The organism is Burkholderia sp. WP9 (genome assembly GCF_900104795.1).
In the GTDB taxonomy this organism is placed as follows: domain Bacteria; phylum Pseudomonadota; class Gammaproteobacteria; order Burkholderiales; family Burkholderiaceae; genus Paraburkholderia.
Map to the genome: position 1 here is coordinate 1,043,740 of NZ_FNTG01000001.1, position 18,279 is coordinate 1,062,018.

The 18,279-nt window shown below is 63.2% G+C and carries 15 protein-coding genes; 11 read left to right on the forward strand and 4 right to left on the reverse strand.

The window, feature by feature from the left end; genetic code table 11:
* Positions 1–5 precede the first annotated feature (5 nt).
* Together alc and BLW71_RS04725 are read left to right on the forward strand one after the other, a co-directional pair.
* Complete coding sequence (gene alc, locus BLW71_RS04720) at positions 6–1,019, forward strand: allantoicase (RefSeq protein ID WP_091793635.1); 1,014 nt, start codon at positions 6–8, stop codon at positions 1,017–1,019.
* Positions 1,016–1,528, forward strand: a complete 513-nt coding sequence (locus BLW71_RS04725) for an ureidoglycolate lyase (protein ID WP_091793637.1) — start codon at positions 1,016–1,018, stop codon at positions 1,526–1,528. Before alc ends, BLW71_RS04725 begins: the two co-directional genes overlap by 4 nt.
* Positions 1,529–2,127: 599 nt before the next feature.
* Here the strand turns inward: BLW71_RS04725 and BLW71_RS04735 are convergent.
* Together BLW71_RS04735 and uraH are read right to left on the reverse strand one after the other, a co-directional pair.
* A complete protein-coding gene (locus BLW71_RS04735) occupies positions 2,128–3,321 on the reverse strand; it encodes a urate hydroxylase PuuD (RefSeq protein WP_091793639.1) in 1,194 nt (397 codons plus the stop codon).
* A gap of 356 nt (positions 3,322–3,677) precedes the next feature.
* Positions 3,678–4,031 (reverse strand): hydroxyisourate hydrolase, encoded by a 354-nt coding sequence (uraH, locus tag BLW71_RS04740; protein WP_012433320.1) that lies wholly within the window; start codon positions 4,029–4,031, stop codon positions 3,678–3,680.
* Positions 4,032–4,568: 537 nt separating this feature from the next.
* Here uraH and BLW71_RS04745 point away from each other — a divergent pair.
* Positions 4,569–5,966 (forward strand): 8-oxoguanine deaminase, encoded by a 1,398-nt coding sequence (locus tag BLW71_RS04745; protein WP_091793641.1) that lies wholly within the window; start codon positions 4,569–4,571, stop codon positions 5,964–5,966.
* Positions 5,967–6,055: 89 nt separating this feature from the next.
* Here BLW71_RS04745 and BLW71_RS04750 read toward each other — a convergent pair whose 3' ends face one another.
* Positions 6,056–6,988, reverse strand: a complete 933-nt coding sequence (locus BLW71_RS04750; protein WP_074764203.1) for a LysR substrate-binding domain-containing protein — start codon at positions 6,986–6,988, stop codon at positions 6,056–6,058.
* A 250-nt stretch (positions 6,989–7,238) separates the two neighbouring features.
* Here BLW71_RS04750 and BLW71_RS04755 point away from each other — a divergent pair, with 250 nt between their 5' ends.
* The 4 genes from BLW71_RS04755 (at position 7,239) to BLW71_RS04770 (ending at position 12,161) form a co-directional block, all read left to right on the forward strand.
* Positions 7,239–8,840, forward strand: a complete 1,602-nt coding sequence (locus tag BLW71_RS04755) for an ABC transporter ATP-binding protein (RefSeq protein ID WP_091793643.1) — start codon at positions 7,239–7,241, stop codon at positions 8,838–8,840.
* A gap of 85 nt (positions 8,841–8,925) precedes the next feature.
* Positions 8,926–10,032: an ABC transporter permease gene (locus tag BLW71_RS04760; RefSeq protein ID WP_091793646.1), complete on the forward strand. Its 1,107-nt coding sequence runs from the start codon at positions 8,926–8,928 to the stop codon at positions 10,030–10,032.
* A gap of 51 nt (positions 10,033–10,083) precedes the next feature.
* Positions 10,084–11,013 carry an ABC transporter permease gene (locus BLW71_RS04765; RefSeq protein WP_091793648.1) on the forward strand — a complete coding sequence of 310 codons (930 nt, stop codon included), beginning with the start codon at positions 10,084–10,086 and terminating at the stop codon, positions 11,011–11,013.
* A 53-nt stretch (positions 11,014–11,066) separates the two neighbouring features.
* Positions 11,067–12,161 carry a BMP family ABC transporter substrate-binding protein gene (locus tag BLW71_RS04770; RefSeq protein ID WP_091793650.1) on the forward strand — a complete coding sequence of 365 codons (1,095 nt, stop codon included), beginning with the start codon at positions 11,067–11,069 and terminating at the stop codon, positions 12,159–12,161.
* A 160-nt stretch (positions 12,162–12,321) separates the two neighbouring features.
* On the opposite strand, the gene BLW71_RS04775 is transcribed toward BLW71_RS04770, so the two are convergent.
* Positions 12,322–12,528, reverse strand: coding sequence for a dodecin (locus tag BLW71_RS04775; protein ID WP_091793652.1), 207 nt, complete (start codon positions 12,526–12,528; stop codon positions 12,322–12,324).
* A 173-nt stretch (positions 12,529–12,701) separates the two neighbouring features.
* On the opposite strand from BLW71_RS04775, the gene BLW71_RS04780 reads away from it, so the two are divergent.
* From BLW71_RS04780 to BLW71_RS04795, 4 genes are all read left to right on the forward strand, one after another.
* Positions 12,702–13,649 (forward strand): NAD(P)-dependent oxidoreductase, encoded by a 948-nt coding sequence (locus BLW71_RS04780; RefSeq protein ID WP_091793654.1) that lies wholly within the window; start codon positions 12,702–12,704, stop codon positions 13,647–13,649.
* A gap of 83 nt (positions 13,650–13,732) precedes the next feature.
* Positions 13,733–15,325 (forward strand): ABC-F family ATPase, encoded by a 1,593-nt coding sequence (locus BLW71_RS04785; RefSeq protein ID WP_091793656.1) that lies wholly within the window; start codon positions 13,733–13,735, stop codon positions 15,323–15,325.
* A 159-nt stretch (positions 15,326–15,484) separates the two neighbouring features.
* Positions 15,485–16,909, forward strand: a complete 1,425-nt coding sequence (locus tag BLW71_RS04790; protein WP_091793658.1) for an aldehyde dehydrogenase family protein — start codon at positions 15,485–15,487, stop codon at positions 16,907–16,909.
* A gap of 134 nt (positions 16,910–17,043) precedes the next feature.
* Positions 17,044–18,234 (forward strand): NAD(P)H-dependent flavin oxidoreductase, encoded by a 1,191-nt coding sequence (locus BLW71_RS04795; RefSeq protein WP_091793660.1) that lies wholly within the window; start codon positions 17,044–17,046, stop codon positions 18,232–18,234.
* Positions 18,235–18,279 lie beyond the last annotated feature (45 nt).

The following is an 18,279-nucleotide window of genomic DNA, read 5'->3' on the forward strand; positions in this document are numbered from 1 at the left end:
CAAAAATGGCACTCCCGATTCTCGACCCCAACGCACCGGAATTCACGCGCCGCTATGTGAACCTGGCGGACCCGCGTCTGGGCGCGCAGGCGCTCGAGGCCAGCGACGACTTCTTCGCACCGAAGGAGCGCATGCTGAATCCGGAGCCGGCCGTTTTCATTCCGGGCAAATACGACGACAACGGCAAGTGGATGGACGGCTGGGAAACCCGCCGCAAGCGCGCCAACGGCTATGACTGGTGCGTCGTGAAGCTGGCTCGTCCGGGCGTGATCAAGGGGCTGGATCTCGACACCAGCCACTTCACGGGTAATTTCCCGCCGGCGGCGTCGGTGGAAGCCGCGCGCGTGGTGGACGGCGCGCCGAACCAGTCGACGCAATGGACCGAAATCGTGCCGTCGACCACGTTGCAAGGCAATAGCCATCATTATCACGAAGTCAGCGACACGAACGCTTACACCCACCTGCGCGTAAACATTTATCCGGACGGCGGCATTGCGCGTCTGCGGGTGTATGGTCAGCCGCAAGTCGATTGGGCCGGCGCGAGCCGCACGGAGCAGTTCGATCTGGCTGCGATGGAGAACGGCGCCTATCTCGTCGCGGCGAACAACCAGCACTTCGGCGCAGCGTCGACGATCCTGATGCCGGGCCGTGGCGTGAACATGGGAGACGGCTGGGAAACGCGCCGCCGTCGTGAGCCGGGTAACGACTGGGCGATCGTCGCACTGGCGCAACCGGGCGTGATCAGGAAAATCGAAGTCGATACGGCGCACTTCAAGGGTAACTTTCCGGACCGCTGCTCGATTCAAGCCGCGTATGTCACGGGTGGCACGAACAGCTCGCTGATCACGCAAGCCATGTTCTGGCCGGTGCTGCTCGGCGAACAGAAACTGAAGATGGACAACCAGCACTATTTCGAAAGCGAGATCGCGGCACTGGGTCCGGTGACGCACGTGCGCTTCAATATCATTCCGGACGGCGGCGTGTCGCGCCTGCGCCTGTGGGGCACGCTCGCATCATGAAAACGCTCGCGATCGAACCGTTGACGAAAGAAGCGTTCGCCGCATTCGGCGACGTGATCGAACTCGAAGGCGCGAAGCAGATCCCGATCAACCTCGGCACGACGATCCGCTATCACGATCTCGCGAAAGTGGATGTCGCCGACGAGAACGGCCGTACGCTCGTGAACCTGTTTCGCGGGCAACCGCGCACGCTGCCGTTCGAAGTGAAGATGCTCGAGCGGCACCCGCTCGGCAGCCAGGCGTTCGTCCCGCTGAACGACAAAGCGTATCTGGTGGTCGTGGCGCCGGCAGGTGAGCTGGACGTGTCGAAGATTCGCGCTTTCGTGACGAGCGGCTGGCAGGGCGTGAACTATGCGAAGGGCGTGTGGCATCATCCGCTGATTGCGTTGGGTGAGGTGAGCGACTTTATCGTCGTCGATCGCGGCGGGGATGGACTCAATCTCAATGAGCGGGACCTCGCGGAGTCGTTGTGGCTCACGGAAGATGCGTTGAGCGCGGTGGCGGTTTGAGGTTTACCGCTACGGCGTAGCGAGCAGGTTGATTTGAAAGAACCCACAGCATTACCAGTGCTGTGGGTTTTTGTTTTGGTGGCCAACCCAAAAGCCGAGCTACGCCGTCGTTGTGCGTTTAGCTCCGTTTGGCGAGAAGCGGCGATTGCCCGATTACTTGGCGCACGCGTTGCGCCGGGTCAGGCGCGAAAAAACCCGCCGCTTCTATCGCCGGTTTGAGTCTCTCGAATTGCAGGCTCTTCCTCGGCGAGCGCAAAGACGCCATGCTATCGACTCAGGCGTGAAGCTTCTGCTTCCCGACGGCGTGCCATTACAACCCAATAAACAACATATATCCTCGACGCCGTACGCCGGCACTCCCAGTGCGTCGATGTCGAAGCGTTCGATGCGCGACGCCGAGCGGCTCCAGCACGCGCATGGAATAGAACTCGTTGAAGCCGGGAACCGGCGTGTTGTCGTCCGAGCCCGTGACGATGCGGCTCGTCACGGAGAAACCGACACCAGCCGGCCAATGAAAAGCGGGCTTTCCGCTCACGCGAAAAGCCCGCTTCAAAGTCGCTCGATTCTTCGCGACGCCGGGCGGCATGCCCGGCTAGTGGTTACTTCGCCGCACCACCTTCAAACCACGCGGCGATCTTCATCCGCTCGTCGTCGGTCATATGCGTCACGTTGCCAAGCGGCATGGCCTTCAACGTCACGGCTTGCTGATAGATCCGTTGCGCGTTCTGCGAGATCTCATCCGGCGTATCCAGCAGCACGCCGGCAGGAGCGCTCCCCATCATCGTCGGATGCGCGGAGTGGCAAGCCACGCAGCGCTGTTGCAGAACCGGGGCGATATCGGCCACCTTCACCGTCGGCGCGTTCGCGGCTTGCGCTTGCGGCACGATCGGCTTCGGCATGGTCCAGAAGAGCGCGCCGAACATCAACGCGATACCCACCAGCGGCAGATACCACAGCACCTGGCCACGGTGGCGCATCACGAAGAACTGACGAATCAGCGCGCCAGCCAGCATGATGACCAGCAGCACAGCCCAGTTGTACGGATGCGTGTAGGTCATCGCGTAGTGGTTCGACAGCATCGCGAACACCACCGGCAACGTGAAATACGTGTTGTGCACCGAGCGCTGCTTGCCGCGCTTGCCGTAGATCGGGTTCGGCGTGTCGCCCTTGAGCATGGCGTCGACCATCTTGCGCTGGCCCGGAATGATCACGAAGAACACGTTCGCCGACATGATGGTCGCCAGCATCGCGCCCATGATCAGGTAAGCCGCGCGGCCCGCGAAAATATGGCACGCGAGCCATGCCGCGATCAGCACATACACGCCGACGCAGATGCCCAGCACCTTATCCTTGTTACCGAGGATGCGGCACAGCGAGTCGTACACGATCCAGCCAGCGGCGAGGAAGCCGAGCGCCGCGGCCACAGCGACCACCGGGCCCATATCCAGCACGTTCTTGTCGATCAGGTAAGTGCTCGGCGAGAACAGATACAGCACGGTGAAAAGACCAAAGCCCGACAGCCACGTGGTGTACGAGGGCCACTTCGACCAGTGCAGATCTTCCGGCATTTCCGGCGGCGCGACGGTGTACTTCTGCATGTTGTAGAAGCCGCCGCCGTGCACGTGCCACAACTCGCCGAACACGCCGCGTTTGCGCTGGTTCGGGTCCGTTGGCGGTTTCAGGCTGTTGTCGAGCGCGACGAAATAGAACGATTCGCCGATCCATGCAATCGCGGCGATGACGTGGAACCAGCGAATCGCCAGATTCAACCAGTCTGTGATAAAGCCTTCCATGAAACTCCTCCACTTCTGATTCGTTGTACACGCAACGACGTTGGGTGCCTTCTGGAACCCGGCTAGCGGGTTGTCGGCAGACAAAACGTCGCTGCGCAGACTGCGGGGTGCCCCCAAGGGGCCATCTTTCGGTGCCAGGCCCCTGAGGACGAAAGACGCGGTGCGCTCAGTTCGCACGCGCCGTTTTTTATTGGCTCGTCGGGTCGGATCGGGTTCGCTGGAACCGCATGTGTTCGATTGCGTTTCGCGGGTACTCGCATGAGTCTGCGCGAGCATCTGCGCAATGCAATCGAGCGCGATCGGCAGGTGGCGCGAACTCGACCTCGATTTCCCAACACCTCGTGGCAGATATCTCCTTAGCTGCCGCGATAGGTGCTGTACGACCACGGCGACACCAGCAACGGCACGTGATAGTGCGCGCCGGCATCGGCCACGCCGAAGCGCAGCACGACACGATCGACGAAACGCGGCTCCGGAACCTTCGTGCCGATCGACGCGAAGTAGTCGCCGGCGCCGAACACGAGTTCGTATTCGCCCGCGACTAGCGCGTCGCCTTCGAGCAGCGGCTGGTCGCAACGACCGTCGTCATTGGTGGTGGTGGTTTTGAGCGCGCGGCGCGTATCGCCTGAGAGCGCGAAGAGTTCGACCTTGATGCCCGCGCCGGGACGGCCGTTCGCGGTGTCGAGCACATGGGTAGTGAGCTTTCCCATTCGCAATTTTCCTTATGTGAATGCGAGGTTTCGGCGGCAGCCCGATCCAGATACGTTTGCGGCGGATCGAGGCTCCACGTCAGTGGCTACATACCCGTCGGCGAATTGAAGCGAGCGCCGTGGCAGCCATTGTAAAAAGGTTGTTCCGTTCAGCGCGCGCGAGATAGGAAAGATAATAGCTGGCGCATGACAGACAGCCTGCTGAAAGCCATAACGAGCGGGTTTTCCCGACCTTTTCGCTGCATTTGTCTTACCGGCGGATCGTACCGGCGCCAAAAAAGGCCCACTATATCGGCAGCGTGAGGTTGGGTATCGCATTGGCGTGAGTTGTCAGCATTATTTTGGCCGTCGAAGGTTACGTCTGTGCGTTGCAGCAAACAGGAATCGATGACGAACCAGCCGCAACGCACCCCGAAGACGGCGGAAACACGCTGGGTAACCGGGCCAACGGCGTTCGACGGGACGCGGCGGCACGGTGGCGTGCCGTCACATCGCGTTCGAACGGCTTTGCACGGAAGCAATGAAGCGGAGAAACGAATGACGATGGAACAGACGGCCAATCAAACGAATAAGCCGAAGAAAACGATGCTGGTCAAGCACGCAGACGTGCTGGTTACGATGGACGGCGACCGGCGCGAACTGCGCGACGGCGGCCTGTATATCGAAGACAACCGCATCGTCGCGGTCGGCCCGACGGCGGAACTGCCGCAAGCCGCCGACGAAGTGCTGGATATGCGCGGGCATCTGGTGATTCCGGGTCTCGTGAACACGCACCACCACATGTATCAGAGCCTGACGCGCGCGATTCCTGCCGCGCAGAACGCCGAGTTGTTCGGCTGGCTGACCAGCCTCTACAAGGTGTGGGCAAACCTCACGCCGGAGATGATCGAAGTCTCGACGCTCACAGCCATGGCCGAGCTTTTGCTGTCCGGTTGCACGACTTCGAGCGACCATTTGTATATCTATCCGAACGGCAGCCGGCTCGACGACAGCATCGCCGCAGCGCGCCGGATCGGCATGCGTTTTCACGCGGCGCGCGGCAGCATGAGCGTGGGGCAGAAAGACGGCGGACTGCCGCCGGATTCGGTGGTGGAGCGTGAGGCGGACATCCTGAAGGATACGCAGCGTCTGATCGAGACGTACCACGACGAAGGCCGTTACGCGATGTTGCGTGTGGTGGTCGCGCCGTGCTCGCCGTTCTCGGTGAGCCGCGATCTGATGCGCGAATCGGCGGTCATGGCGCGGCAGTACGGCGTGTCGATGCATACGCACCTGGCGGAGAACGTCAACGACATCGCGTATAGCCGCGAGAAGTTCGGCATGACGCCGGCGGAATATGCGGAAGACCTCGGCTGGGTCGGTCACGACGTGTGGCACGCGCACTGTGTGCAACTCGACGACGCGGGCATCGAACTGTTCGCGCGCACCGGCACTGGCGTCGCGCATTGTCCGTGTTCGAACATGCGGCTCGCGTCGGGCATCGCGCCGGTCAAGCGCATGCGTTTGGCGGGCGTGCCGGTGGGCCTGGGTGTCGACGGTTCAGCGTCGAACGACGGCGCGCAGATGGTCGCCGAAGTGCGTCAGGCGCTGTTGCTCCAGCGGGTCGGCTTCGGTCCCGATGCGATGACCGCGCGCGAAGCGTTGGAGATTGCGACGCTCGGCGGCGCGAAGGTGCTCAACCGCGACGATATCGGCGCGCTGGCGCCAGGCATGGCGGCGGACTTTGTATCGTTCGACCTGCGCCAGCCGCTTTTTGCGGGCGCGTTGCATGACCCGGTCGCGGCGCTGGTGTTCTGCGCGCCTTCGCAGGTGAGCTACAGCGTGATCGGCGGCAAGGTGGTCGTGAAGGAAGGGCAGTTGACGACGCTGGAACTTGCACCGGTCATCGAGCAGCACAACCGGTTGGCGAAGACGCTTTACGAAGCGGCGGCGTAACAAGAAGAGAGAACGAAGAAGCAAGCACCGTGAAGGCAAGGCTGCCGGCGGCGACACACGCGGCCGCCGGTAACCGGCAAAACAACTGATTAAGGCTTGTCGATCAACGTCTTGGTCGCTTCGGCGACCAGACTGCGCAGCCAGCGCACTTCGTCGGAGTAATGCACGCGCTCGTGCCACAGCTGGTAGTACTGCATCGGCGGGAAATCGAGCGGTGCGGGCACGACGGTGAGCGGCAGGAACTTGGCGTAGTAATCGGCAAAGAGGCGCGTCGTCGTAAAGATCAGGTCGGACTTGATCAGCACGTACGGCGCCAGATTGAAGTACGGCAAGGTCACGACCACATGACGCTTTAACCGCTCGCGCGCGAGGTGCACGTCGATCGCGCCGCGCTGGCCCACCGAATAAGGAGTAGGCGCGAGATGCGGAGCGTTCAGGTACTGGTCGAGCGTGAGCCCGCCGCGTTTGGCGAAGGGATGCGTGTTGCTCATCAGGCAGACGATCTGATCGACGAACAGGTTCGACAGGTGCAACTGCTCGGGCGGCTCAGGCCAGTTGCCGACCACGATGTCGAGCTTGCCGTCTTCGAGCGCGAGTTCGTAGTCGAAGGCCGGCCCGAGCGAATGAAACTCGAGCGTCGCGTTCGGCGCGGCCTGGCGAAAGCGTTCGACCACCGTCGGCACGAACAGCACGTTCAGATAGTCCGGGCAGCCGATCCGGTAGCAACGGATGGAAGTGGCCGGATCGAAGTTGTGCTGCTGGAACTTGATGCGTTCGATCTCGCGCAGCGCGTTCTGCACCGGTTCGAGCAGGCGCAGACCGTATTCCGTCGGCACCATGCCGGATTTGCCGCGTACCAGCAGCGGGTCGCCGGTGATGTCGCGCAAACGGCGCAGCGCCGCGCTGATGGCGGGTTGCGATTGATTCAGTTTGACGGCCGCGCGCGTGACGCTGCGTTCCATCAACAGGGTATGCAAGACGCGTAATAGGTACGTATCGATCGCCTCGCGTTGCTGACTCATGACTTCTCCGAAATATATGTTCTGGCTGATCGAGCGGGCGTGGGTGTATATGACTTTTAATATGAACACAAAGCCGCGTCAAGAGTGGGATACCCGCAGAGCACGCTGCGGCGCGGGTTTGCGGGAATTTTGATGGCTCGACTGACTGGGTCGAATTAGGTATTGTCATCCGGTTGTGGTGACGGATCGTCTGCCGGCAAGGTGGGCGGACGCGCTGAAACCGGCAGTCACTGGCGTACTACGGAATCACATGAGCGACTCTTCTTATAGCGACGGCGCCGCCGCGCAGCCGGCACACAGGCCGGAACAGACGGCGCCCCGGCTGGTGCTCCAGGGCATCACCAAACAATATCCGGCCGTGCGAGCCAACGACGACGTCACGTTGATCGTCGCGCCGGGCGAAATCCATGCCGTGCTCGGCGAGAATGGCGCCGGCAAAAGCACGCTGATGAAAATCATCTACGGCGCGGTGCGGCCCGACGCCGGCGAGATTCGCTGGGAAGGCGAGGTGGTCGAGATTGGCAGTCCGGCAGCGGCGCGCAAGCTGGGTGTCGGCATGGTGTTCCAGCACTTTTCGCTGTTCGAGACGCTCACGGTCGGCGAAAACATCGCGCTTGCACTCGACGAACCCTTCGATCTGAAGACGCTCTCGAAGCGTATCCGCGAAGTCTCCGCCGACTACGGCCTCGATATCGACCCGCAGCGTCACGTGCATAGCCTGACCGTGGGCGAGCGGCAACGCGTCGAGATCGTGCGCTGCCTGCTGCAGAACCCGCGTCTGCTGATCATGGACGAACCGACTTCGGTGCTGACACCGCAAGCGGTCCGCAAGCTGTTCGAGACGCTGCGACGCCTCGCCGCCGAAGGCTGCAGCATCCTGTACATCAGCCACAAGCTCGACGAAATCCAGGAACTGTGCGACACCGCGACGGTGATGCGCGGCGGGCGCGTGACCGGTCATGTGAAGCCGAAGGGCGAAACCCACGCGTCGCTCGCGCAATTGATGGTCGGTCATTCACTGCCGGATTACACGCGTCGCGAGCACAATCCGGGCGCGGTGCTGCTCGACGTGAAGCAGCTCTCGGTGGAAAGCGACGACCCGTTCGGCACCTCGCTGCGTGATGTGTCGTTCGGCGTGCATGCCGGCGAAATATTCGGCATCGCTGGCGTCTCGGGCAACGGACAGGCGGAATTGCTATCGGCCCTGTCGGGCGAAAAGCGGGGCGTGCGCGCCGACGCCGTCACGATTTGCGGCAAGGCGGCAGGGCGCCTCGGCGCGGGCGGCCGGCGCGCGCTCAGTTTCGGCTTCGTGCCGGAAGAGCGCCTCGGCCGCGGCGCGGTGCCGGCCATGACGCTGTCGGAAAACGCGCTGCTTACCGCGCATCGTCAGCAGATGGTGAGCTCGGGCTGGATCAAGGCGGGCGCGATGCGGGCGTTTGCGAAACGCTGCATCGAGGCGTTCGACGTGCGCTGCGGCGGCTCCGAAGCGCTCGCGCAAAGTCTTTCTGGCGGCAACCTGCAGAAGTACATCATGGGCCGCGAGATTCTGCAGGCGCCCAAGGTGCTGGTGGTCGCGCAGCCTACGTGGGGCGTCGACGTCGGCGCGGCGGCGTTCATTCGCCAGCAACTGCTCGACCTGTCGGCGCGCGGCGTGGCGATCCTGGTGATCTCGGAGGAGTTGGAAGAGTTGTTCGACATCTGCGATCGCATCGCGGTGCTCGCAGGCGGCAGACTCTCGCCGGTGCGCGCCACGGGGGCGACCAATGCCGAGGAAATCGGCCGCTGGATGGCGGGCCTGTTCGGCGACCGCGAAGGCGCGGCGCCATCCGCGGAACAGCCGGCGCACGCCTGATCCGACGTCTGCCGCGCACGCGCGGCGGGTCGCCTGGCATTAGAACCAGAACCAGAAGCAGAACCCAGATAAGCACACGCTACCCATGATCCTTCCGTATCGACTCGAAGCACGCACGACGCCCTCGCGCACCATGCAGCTCGCCGTGCCGTTGATCGCCGCGTTGCTCACGCTCGCGATCGGCTTTTTGATCTTCAGCCTCGTCGGCCGTGATCCGTTACAGGCCATGCACGCGTTTTTCATCGAGCCGCTCTCCAGCGTGAACGGCTGGTCCGAGCTGCTGCTCAAGGCGTCGCCGCTGTGCCTGATCGGCCTCGGGCTTGCCATCGGCTATCGCGCCAATGTGTGGAACATCGGCGCCGAAGGGCAGATGCTGCTCGGCGGCATCGCCGCGAGCGGCGTCGCGATCTATTTCGATCAGGCCACCGGCTGGTGGATTTTGCCGACCATGATGATCGCCGGCGTGCTCGGCGGCATGGCGTGGGCGGCGATTCCGGCGCTGCTCAAGAGCCGCTTCAACACCAACGAGATTCTCGTCAGCCTGATGCTCACGTATGTGGCCACGCAACTGCTGATCTATCTGGTGAGCGGCCCGTGGCGCGACCCGCAAGGCATGAACTTCCCGCTCTCGGAAATGTTCAGCGGCGACGCGCTCTATCCGACTTTCTCCGGCGACTGGCACATCAAATGGCTGCGCGGCACGCGCCTGAACGCCTCGGTATTCGTCACGCTGATCGCAATTCCGCTCGTGTGGGTCTTCATGCGCAAGAGCTTCGCGGGCTATCGCATGAACGTCGGTGGTCTCGCGCCGCTCGCCGCGCGCTACGCCGGCTTCTCCGACAAGAAAACCATCTGGACCTCGCTGCTGATCAGTGGCGGCCTCGCGGGCCTCGCCGGCATGGGGGAGATCGCCGGCCCGATCGGACAATTGCAGGCCACGTGGTCGCCGGGTTACGGCTTCACGGCGATCATCGTCGTGTTCGTGGGACGGTTGCATCCGCTCGGCATCGTGCTCGCGAGCCTGCTGATGGCGTTGCTGTATCTCGGCGGCGAAGCGGTGCAGACCTCGATGCAACTGCCGCAGGCGCTTTCCGGCGTGTTCCAGGGGCTGTTGCTGTTCTGCCTGCTGGGTGCCGACCTGTTCGTGAACTACCGTGTGCGCCGCCGCTCCCTGGCCGCCCAGGTTCACTGACCGGTTCGCCAACATTCGCTCATTGCTCACTGATTTTTGCGCCGGATCTCCATGGACATTCAACAAGCCAGCTCGCTCACCTCGAGCGCCGTCACCGCCGCGATTCCGCTGATGTTCGCGGGCGCGGGCGAACTCGTCACCGAAAAATCGGGCGTCCTCAACCTCGGCGTCGAAGGCATGATGCTGATGGGCGCGGTGACCGGCTACGCGGTCACCGCGATCACCGGCAACCCGTGGCTCGGCGTGCTCGCCGCGATCGGCGCCGGTCTCGCGATGTCGCTGCTGTTCGCCTTTCTCACGCTCACCATGCTCGCCAACCAGGTCGCCACCGGCCTCTCGCTGACCATCTTCGGCATTGGTCTTTCGGCGTATGTCGGTAAGCCCTACACGTCGGCCGCGGTGCGCGCGACCATCGACACGTGGACCATTCCCGGCCTCTCGAAGATTCCGGTGCTCGGGCCCGCGTTCTTCAGCCTCACGCCGCTCGATTACCTCGCGTTCCTGATGTTCGCGGTGATCGGCTGGTTCCTGTACCGTACCCGCGCGGGTCTCGTGCTGCGCTCGGTCGGCGAGTCGCCGCAAGTCGCGCACTCGGTGGGCTTTCCAGTGGTCGGCGTGCGCTACGGCGCGGTGGCTTTCGGCGGCGGCATGGCCGGGCTCGCGGGCGGCTATTATTCGATCGTCAATCTGCATCTGTGGCAGGAGCAGCTCACTTCGGGCCGCGGCTGGATCGCGCTCGCATTGGTCGTGTTCGCGACGTGGCGCCCGGGGCGCCTGCTGATCGGCGCGCTGCTGTTCGGCGCCGTGACCGGCCTGCAGTTCTACGCCCAGGCGATCGGCGTGCCGGTGCCGACGCAATTCCTCGCGATGCTGCCTTACGTCGCGACGGTCGTCGTGCTGGTGCTGATCTCGCGCAATCCGAACACGATTCGTCTGAATGCGCCCGCATCGCTGGGCAAGCCGTTTTTCTCGGCGGGCTGACCGACCATCGACCCGACGTTTCACATCATTCGACAAACACGACAGGAGAAAACATGAAGAGAAGAAATCTGCTGACCGCTTTCGCATGGGGCGCGGCCTCGCTCGCGCTCGCCGCGCCGCTCGCGCAAAGCGCGCAGGCCGCCGATGCGCCGGGCGTCGCGTTCGTCTACCTCGGCAATCCGGGCGATGCCGGCTGGACCTTCGCGCACGATCAGGGCTCGAAGGAAGCGGAAGCGAAGTTCGGCAGCAAGGTCAAGATCACGCGCATTGAAAACGTGCCCGAGTCGGCCGACTCCGAGCGCGTGTTCCGCGATCTGGCGAACAAGGGCAACAAGATCATCATCGGTTCGAGCTTCGGCTATCAGGACTTCGAGCTGAAGGTCGCGAAGGATTTTCCGGACACCGTTTTCCTGCACGCCACCGGCTACAAGAAGGCGCCGAACTTCGGCACCTATGACGTGCGCATGTACCAGGGCGCTTACCTCGCGGGCGTCGCCGCGGGTTACGTGACGAAGACCAACACGCTCGGCTTCGTGGCTTCGGTGCCGATTCCGGAAGTGATCCGCAACATCAACGCGTACACGCTCGGCGCGCGTTCGGTGAACCCGAAGGTGCATACCAAGGTCATCTGGATCAACAGCTGGTTCGATCCGGGCAAGGAAAAGCAGGCGGCTGAAACGCTGATCGGCCAGGGTGCCGACGTGCTGCTGCAAAACACCGATTCGAGCGCCACGCTCGCCACGGCGTCGGCCAAGCACGTGCACGCGTTCGGCTGGGATTCGGATATGAAGAAGTTCGGTCCCGACGCGCACCTCGGTTCGGTGGTCGCGCACTGGGGCGTGTACTACAACGCGGCGATCCAGCAGGTGCTGGACGGCAAGTGGAAGAACGATCCGGTGTGGTGGGGCATTCCGCAGAAGGCCGTCAACCTCGAAGATCTGAACACGTCCGCGATTCCGGCTGACGCGCAGAAGCAGGTTTCGGCCAAGCGCGACGAACTGGCGGGCGGCAAGTGGGACGTGTTCACCGGCCCGATCAAGGACCAGTCCGGCGCGGTGAAGGTGCCGGCCGGCAAGACTCTCACCGATCCGGAACTGCAACGCCTGAACTGGTACGTCGAAGGCGTGGACGGGTCGCTGCCGAAGTAACTGCGTCCGTGGCGTGCCGCGTCAGGAAGCGGCGCCAGAAGGTCGACCAGGCGGCGGTCTCAGCAACCGCTGCTCTAGAGCGCTGCGTCCGGTTCGGACGCAGCTTTTTTTTACTTCGGATTTTTCCCGCCGGACATTGCCGGCTCTCGCCGGCCTTACGTCAGTCGATGCGCAAGCCGACCTTGATCGTCACCTGCCAGTAAGCCACCTTGTCGTTTTCGATCTGGCCCCGAGTCTCCGTCACTTCGAACCAGTGCAGATTGCGCAGCGTTTTCGACGCTTTGGCAATGGCTGTGCTGATGGCGTCGTCGATCGATTTGGTCGACGAGCCGGTCAGTTCGATCTGTTTGTAGACGTGTTCTGACATGAACTTCCTCCTTTGATCTTCGTTGGTGTTCAAAAAGTATAGGCAACGCCAGCGCCGCGAACGGCCCTCGCTCGAGCAAGTCAATCCGCACATGCCGTGCCCGCTATACCGCGGCCAGACGCGGCCGTTATTATGTCCGCGCAACTCAATCTGAAATCCGACGAGGTTCGAAAGTGGAAATTGGTTTTTGCGGTCCCGGTTTGATGGGCGCGCCGATGATCCGGCATCTGCTGCGCGCGGGGCATACCGTGCATGTCTGGAATCGCACGCGTGCCAAGGCTGAAGCGCTGCTGGCGGACGGCGCTCAGGTGGTCGACACGCCGCGCGAACTCGCGGTACGGTGTGAGGCGGTGCTGCTGTGCGTCGCCGACGCGGCCGCGGTCGAAGAAACCGTTTTCGGCGCGTCGGGCCTTTTGAGCGGGGATGCGCCCATAGCCGGCCGTTTGCGCTGGATCGTCGATCACTCCAGCATTCCGCCAGCCGCGACGCGCGCTCTCGCGCAGCGTGCGGCGGCGCTGACGGCAATTCGCGCGAATGAAGGCACGAACGCAGGCGCGGGCGAGTCGGTCGGCGGCGTGAGCTGGATCGACGCCCCGGTTTCAGGCGGCGTGGCCGGCGCCACGGCCGGGACGCTGGCCGTCATGGCGGGCGGCGCTGCGGCGGACGTCGCGGCCGTCAAACCGCTGCTCGCCGCCTACGCGTCGCGTGTCACGCACATGGGCGAAGTCGGCGCGGGTCAGACCGCCAAACTGTGCAATCAGACCATCGTCACGGCAACGTTGGCGGCGATCGCCGAGGCGGTCAGCCTCGCGCAGCGCAGCGGGCTCGACGCCTCCCGGCTGACCGAAGGTCTCGCCGGCGGCTGGGCCGATTCGGTGCTGTTGCAGATTTTCGTGCCGCGCATGACGCAAAGCGGCCTCGCACCGGTCGGCGCGTTCCGGACCTTTCAAAAGGACATCGACACGGTGGCGGCGACCGCGTACGAGACCGGCACGCCGATGCCGGTCTCGTCGACGGTCCAGCAATTGCTGCGGCTGGGGGCGGCGATGGGTCTCGGCGAGGCCGACCTGTCGGCCTTCATCGACGTTTTGCAGACGCCGCGCGGTATCCAAAGCCAGTAGCGCGACGCGCGCGCGGGTTGAAATCGCGATAACCTGCTAAAATATTGGGTTTTTCGCCGATATCACATTCAAAGGGACGCGCCGTGCTGTCTACCGCCAATATCACCATGCAATTCGGGCCAAAGCCCCTCTTCGAGAATATCTCGGTCAAGTTCGGGGGAGGGAATCGCTATGGCCTGATCGGTGCGAACGGCTGCGGTAAGTCCACCTTCATGAAGATTCTGGGCAGCGACCTGGAGCCGAGTTCGGGCAACGTCATGCTCGAGCCGAACATCCGCCTCGGTAAGCTGCGCCAGGATCAGTTCGCGTACGAAGACGTGCGCGTGCTCGACGTCGTGATGATGGGTCACGCCGAAATGTGGGCCGCCATGACCGAGCGTGACGCGATCTACGCGAACCCCGACGCGACGGACGACGACTACATGCACGCCGCCGAACTCGAAGCGAAGTTCGCCGAGTACGACGGCTACACGGCCGAAGCGCGCGCGGGCGAACTCCTGCTCGGCATCGGCATCGCGATCGAGGACCACAACGGCCCGATGAGCAACGTCGCACCGGGCTGGAAGCTGCGCGTGCTGCTCGCGCAGGCGCTGTTCTCGAAGCCGGACGTGCTGCTGCTGGACGAGCCGACCAACAACCTGGACATCAACTCGATCCGTTGGCTGGAAGACGTGCTCAACCAGTACAACTCGACGATGATCATCATCTCGCACGATCGACACTTCCTGAACCAGGTCTGCACGCACATGGCCGACATGGACTTCGGCACGCTGAAGGTTTATCCGGGCAATTACGACGACTACATGCTGGCGAGCACGCAGGCGCGCGAGCGTCAGCAGAACGCCAACGCGAAGGCGAAGGAACGTGTCGCCGACCTGCAGGACTTCGTGCGCCGCTTCTCGGCGAACAAGTCGAAGGCGCGTCAGGCCACCAGCCGTCTGAAGATGATCGACAAGATCAAGATCGAGGAATTCAAGCCGTCGTCGCGGCAGAATCCGTTCATTCGCTTCGAGTACGAGAAGAAGCTGCATAACATCGCGGTGGTGGCCGAGAAGATCTCGAAGAAGTACGAGCGCACCATCTTCAACGACTTCAGCATCAGCGTGCAGCCGGGCGAGCGTATCGCGATCATCGGCGAGAACGGCGCGGGCAAGACCACGCTGCTGCGTTCGCTGCTCGGCAAACTGCAACTCGATCACGGCACGGTGAAGTGGGCGGAGAATGCGAACATCGGCTACATGCCGCAGGACACGTACGAAGAATTTCCGGACGACATCACGTTGATGGAGTGGATCGACGGCTATCGCCAGGAAGGCGACGACGAACAGATGGTGCGCGGCACGCTCGGCCGGCTGTTGTTCAATGCCGACGACATCCGCAAGTCGGTCAAGGTGCTCTCCGGCGGTGAGAAGGGCCGCATGATCTGGGGCAAGCTGATGCTGGGCCGCCACAACGTGCTGCTGATGGACGAGCCGACCAACCACATGGACATGGAGTCGATCGAGTCGCTGCAGATCGCGCTCGACAAGTTCGAAGGCACGCTGATTTTCGTCTCGCACGACCGTGAGTTCGTGAGCGGCCTCGCGAACCGGATCATCGAGGTGAAGACGGATGGCACGCTGAACGACTTTGGCGGTAATTACGAAGACTTTTTGTTGAGCCAGGGCGTGCAGTAAGCGCGCCTGAACCGCCCGCGGAATCTCGTTGCACCGTAAAAAGCCCGCTTCTTCGAAGAAGCGGGCTTTTTTATGGCGCGCGCCCCACGCATCGGCCCGCTCCGCCCTGCTGGTTAGAATAGAAGACCATTCCGGAGACAAAGACAGGGACCGACCACCATGAAAACCTACAACCAACTCTATATCGACGGCAAGTGGATCGCGCCGTGCGGCACCGGCACGATCGACGTGATCGACTCGGGCACGGAAGAGATCATGGGCCGCATCCCTGAAGGCATCGAGGCCGATGCCGAAAGCGCGATCGCCGCCGCGCGCGTGGCCTTCGACGCCTGGGCCGCGACGCCTGCCGCCGAGCGCGGCGAGTATCTGTACAAGATCGCGGCGAACCTGAAAGCGCGCACCGACGAACTGTCCGGACTGATCGCCGGCGAAGTCGGCATGCCGATAAAGCTGGCTCGCGCGATTCAGGTGGGCGGCCCCGTCTACAACTGGGGCGCGTATGCGAAGCTCGCGAGCGAGTTCCAATATGAAGAGCGTGTCGGCAATTCGCTCGTGGTGCGCGAGCCGGTCGGCGTGGTGGCCGCGATCACGCCGTGGAACTATCCGCTCAATCAGGTCACGCTGAAGGTCGCGGCCGCGCTCGCCGCCGGTTGCACAGTCGTGCTGAAGCCCTCGGAGATCGCGCCGCTGAACGCGTTCGTGCTTGCCGAGGCGATTCACGAGGCCGGGCTGCCGGCCGGCGTGTTCAACCTGGTGAGCGGTTATGGGCCGGTGGTGGGCGAGGTGCTGGCGAGCCATCCGTCGGTCGACATGGTGTCGTTTACCGGCTCGACCCGCGCCGGCAAGCGGGTGTCCGAGCTGGCCTCGGCGACGGTCAAGCGCGTGGCGCTCGAACTCGGCGGCAAGTCGGCCTCGATCATTCTCGACGACGCGGATTTCGCCGCGGCGGTCAAGGGCACGGTCAGCGCGTGCTTTCTGAATTCCGGACAAACATGCTCCGCTCACACGCGCATGCTGGTGCCCGAGGCCCGCTACGACGAAGCGCGCACGCTGGCGAAGCAGGCCGCCGAGAAGTATGTCGCCGGTGATCCGCGCAACGAGACGACCCGCCTGGGCCCGCTGGCGTCGGCGGCGCAGCAGGCACGCGTGCAGCAATACATCGCGAAGGGGATCGAGGAGGGCGCCGAGCTGGTGACAGGCGGTGCGGGCTTGCCTGACGGGGTGTCGACGGGCTTCTTCGTCAAGCCTACCGTGTTTGGCCGCGTGCACCCCAAGGCGACGATCGCTCAGGATGAGATCTTCGGCCCGGTCCTGTCGATTCTGACCTATAAGGACGAAGAGGAAGCCGTTCGGATTGCCAACGATTCGCCATACGGTCTCGGCGGCGCGGTCTGGGCCGGCAGCGACGAGCGTGCCGCGGGCATCGCGCGGCGGATTCGAACCGGCCAGGTGGATATCAATGGCGGAACATGGAATATGGCCGCGCCGTTCGGCGGTTTCAAGCAATCGGGATTCGGGCGCGAAAACGGGGTCTATGGACTCGAAGAGTATCTCGAACTCAAGTCCATGCAATTCAAGGCGTGATTCAATTCAGATGACCGGCATCAACTGAGCGGCACATACGATTCGGTCTTGTGCCGACTCATTGACCTGAAACAACGCAGGCTGCGCCCGACCGACGATTATCACCGCTTCGATAATCCGTCATTGGGCCAGTCATGCTCAACTCTCATTCTTTCCCGCCGCTGGTCATCCGCGGCCGCTCGTTACTGCCGATCGTGCAAGGCGGCATGGGCGTCGGCATCTCGGCGCACCGGCTGGCCGGCAGCGTCGCCCGCGAAGGCGCAGTGGGCACGATCGCCAGCATCGACCTGCGGCATCATCATCGCGACCTGGTCGAACGCTGCCGCGAGTCGCCCGAACGCGCCACGCTCGAACAGGCCAACCTCACCGCGCTGGCCCGCGAGATCCATTCAGCGAGGGCATTGAGCGAAGGCCGCGGCATGATTGCCGTGAACGTGATGAAAGCGGTCAGCGCGCAAGCCGACTACGTGCGCGTCGCATGCGAGAACGGTGCCGATGCGATCGTCATGGGCGCTGGGCTGCCGCTCGATTTGCCGGACATGACTCAAGGTCACGACATCGCGCTGATTCCGATTCTGTCGGACAGCCGCGGCGTCGCGCTCGTGTTGAAGAAGTGGATGAAAAAAGGCCGGCTGCCCGATGCCGTCGTGATCGAACATCCGGCGCACGCTGGGGGTCATCTCGGTGTCAACAACCTGGCCGATCAACACGATCAACGCTTCGATTTCTTCCGCATTCTCGAAGAACTCGACGCGGTCTTTACTTCGCTCGGCCTGAACCGCCAGGATGTACCGCTGATTGTTGCTGGTGGCATCAATAGTCACGAAGCGGTGCGCGCGCTGCTGAACGCGGGCGCAAGCGGCGTGCAACTCGGTACGCCGTTCGCCGTCACCGAAGAAGGCGACGCGCATCCGAACTTCAAGCGCGTGCTGGCCGAAGCGACGCCCGAGGACATCGTCGAATTCGTCAGCGTGACGGGATTGCCGGCGCGTGCCGTAAAGACGCCGTGGCTGGCGCGTTATCTGCGCCACGAAACGAAAATCCGCGAGAAAGTCGGCGCGCTCAAACACGCTTGCCCAACCGCGCTCGAATGTCTCAGCGCGTGCGGCTGGCGCGACGGTATCGAGAAGTTCGGCCACTTCTGCATCGATACGCGGCTCGCGGCGGCTTTGCGCGGGGACGTGGCGAACGGTCTGTTCTTCCGCGGCCGCGAAGCATTGCCGTTCGGCACGGCCATTCGCAGCGTGCACGACCTGCTCGAACTGCTGCTCACGGGCGCGGCGCGACCGGCTGTCGCAGGGCGATTGGCATTCTCGCTGGCTTGATACGAGTCAACATGTCGCGCGCCGAGAGCTTCGACAATCCCCACA

Bases quoted from the DNA above. Each gene is read 5' to 3' on its own strand.
- alc (WP_091793635.1), top strand. From the start codon at position 6: ATGGCACTCCCGATTCTCGACCCCAACGCACCGGAATTCACGCGCCGC.
- BLW71_RS04725 (WP_091793637.1), top strand. From the start codon at position 1,016: ATGAAAACGCTCGCGATCGAACCGTTGACGAAAGAAGCGTTCGCCGCA.
- BLW71_RS04735 (WP_091793639.1), bottom strand. From the start codon at position 3,321: ATGGAAGGCTTTATCACAGACTGGTTGAATCTGGCGATTCGCTGGTTC.
- uraH (WP_012433320.1), bottom strand. From the start codon at position 4,031: ATGGGAAAGCTCACTACCCATGTGCTCGACACCGCGAACGGCCGTCCC.
- BLW71_RS04745 (WP_091793641.1), top strand. From the start codon at position 4,569: ATGACGATGGAACAGACGGCCAATCAAACGAATAAGCCGAAGAAAACG.
- BLW71_RS04750 (WP_074764203.1), bottom strand. From the start codon at position 6,988: ATGAGTCAGCAACGCGAGGCGATCGATACGTACCTATTACGCGTCTTG.
- BLW71_RS04755 (WP_091793643.1), top strand. From the start codon at position 7,239: ATGAGCGACTCTTCTTATAGCGACGGCGCCGCCGCGCAGCCGGCACAC.
- BLW71_RS04760 (WP_091793646.1), top strand. From the start codon at position 8,926: ATGATCCTTCCGTATCGACTCGAAGCACGCACGACGCCCTCGCGCACC.
- BLW71_RS04765 (WP_091793648.1), top strand. From the start codon at position 10,084: ATGGACATTCAACAAGCCAGCTCGCTCACCTCGAGCGCCGTCACCGCC.
- BLW71_RS04770 (WP_091793650.1), top strand. From the start codon at position 11,067: ATGAAGAGAAGAAATCTGCTGACCGCTTTCGCATGGGGCGCGGCCTCG.
- BLW71_RS04775 (WP_091793652.1), bottom strand. From the start codon at position 12,528: ATGTCAGAACACGTCTACAAACAGATCGAACTGACCGGCTCGTCGACC.
- BLW71_RS04790 (WP_091793658.1), top strand. From the start codon at position 15,485: ATGAAAACCTACAACCAACTCTATATCGACGGCAAGTGGATCGCGCCG.
- BLW71_RS04795 (WP_091793660.1), top strand. From the start codon at position 17,044: ATGCTCAACTCTCATTCTTTCCCGCCGCTGGTCATCCGCGGCCGCTCG.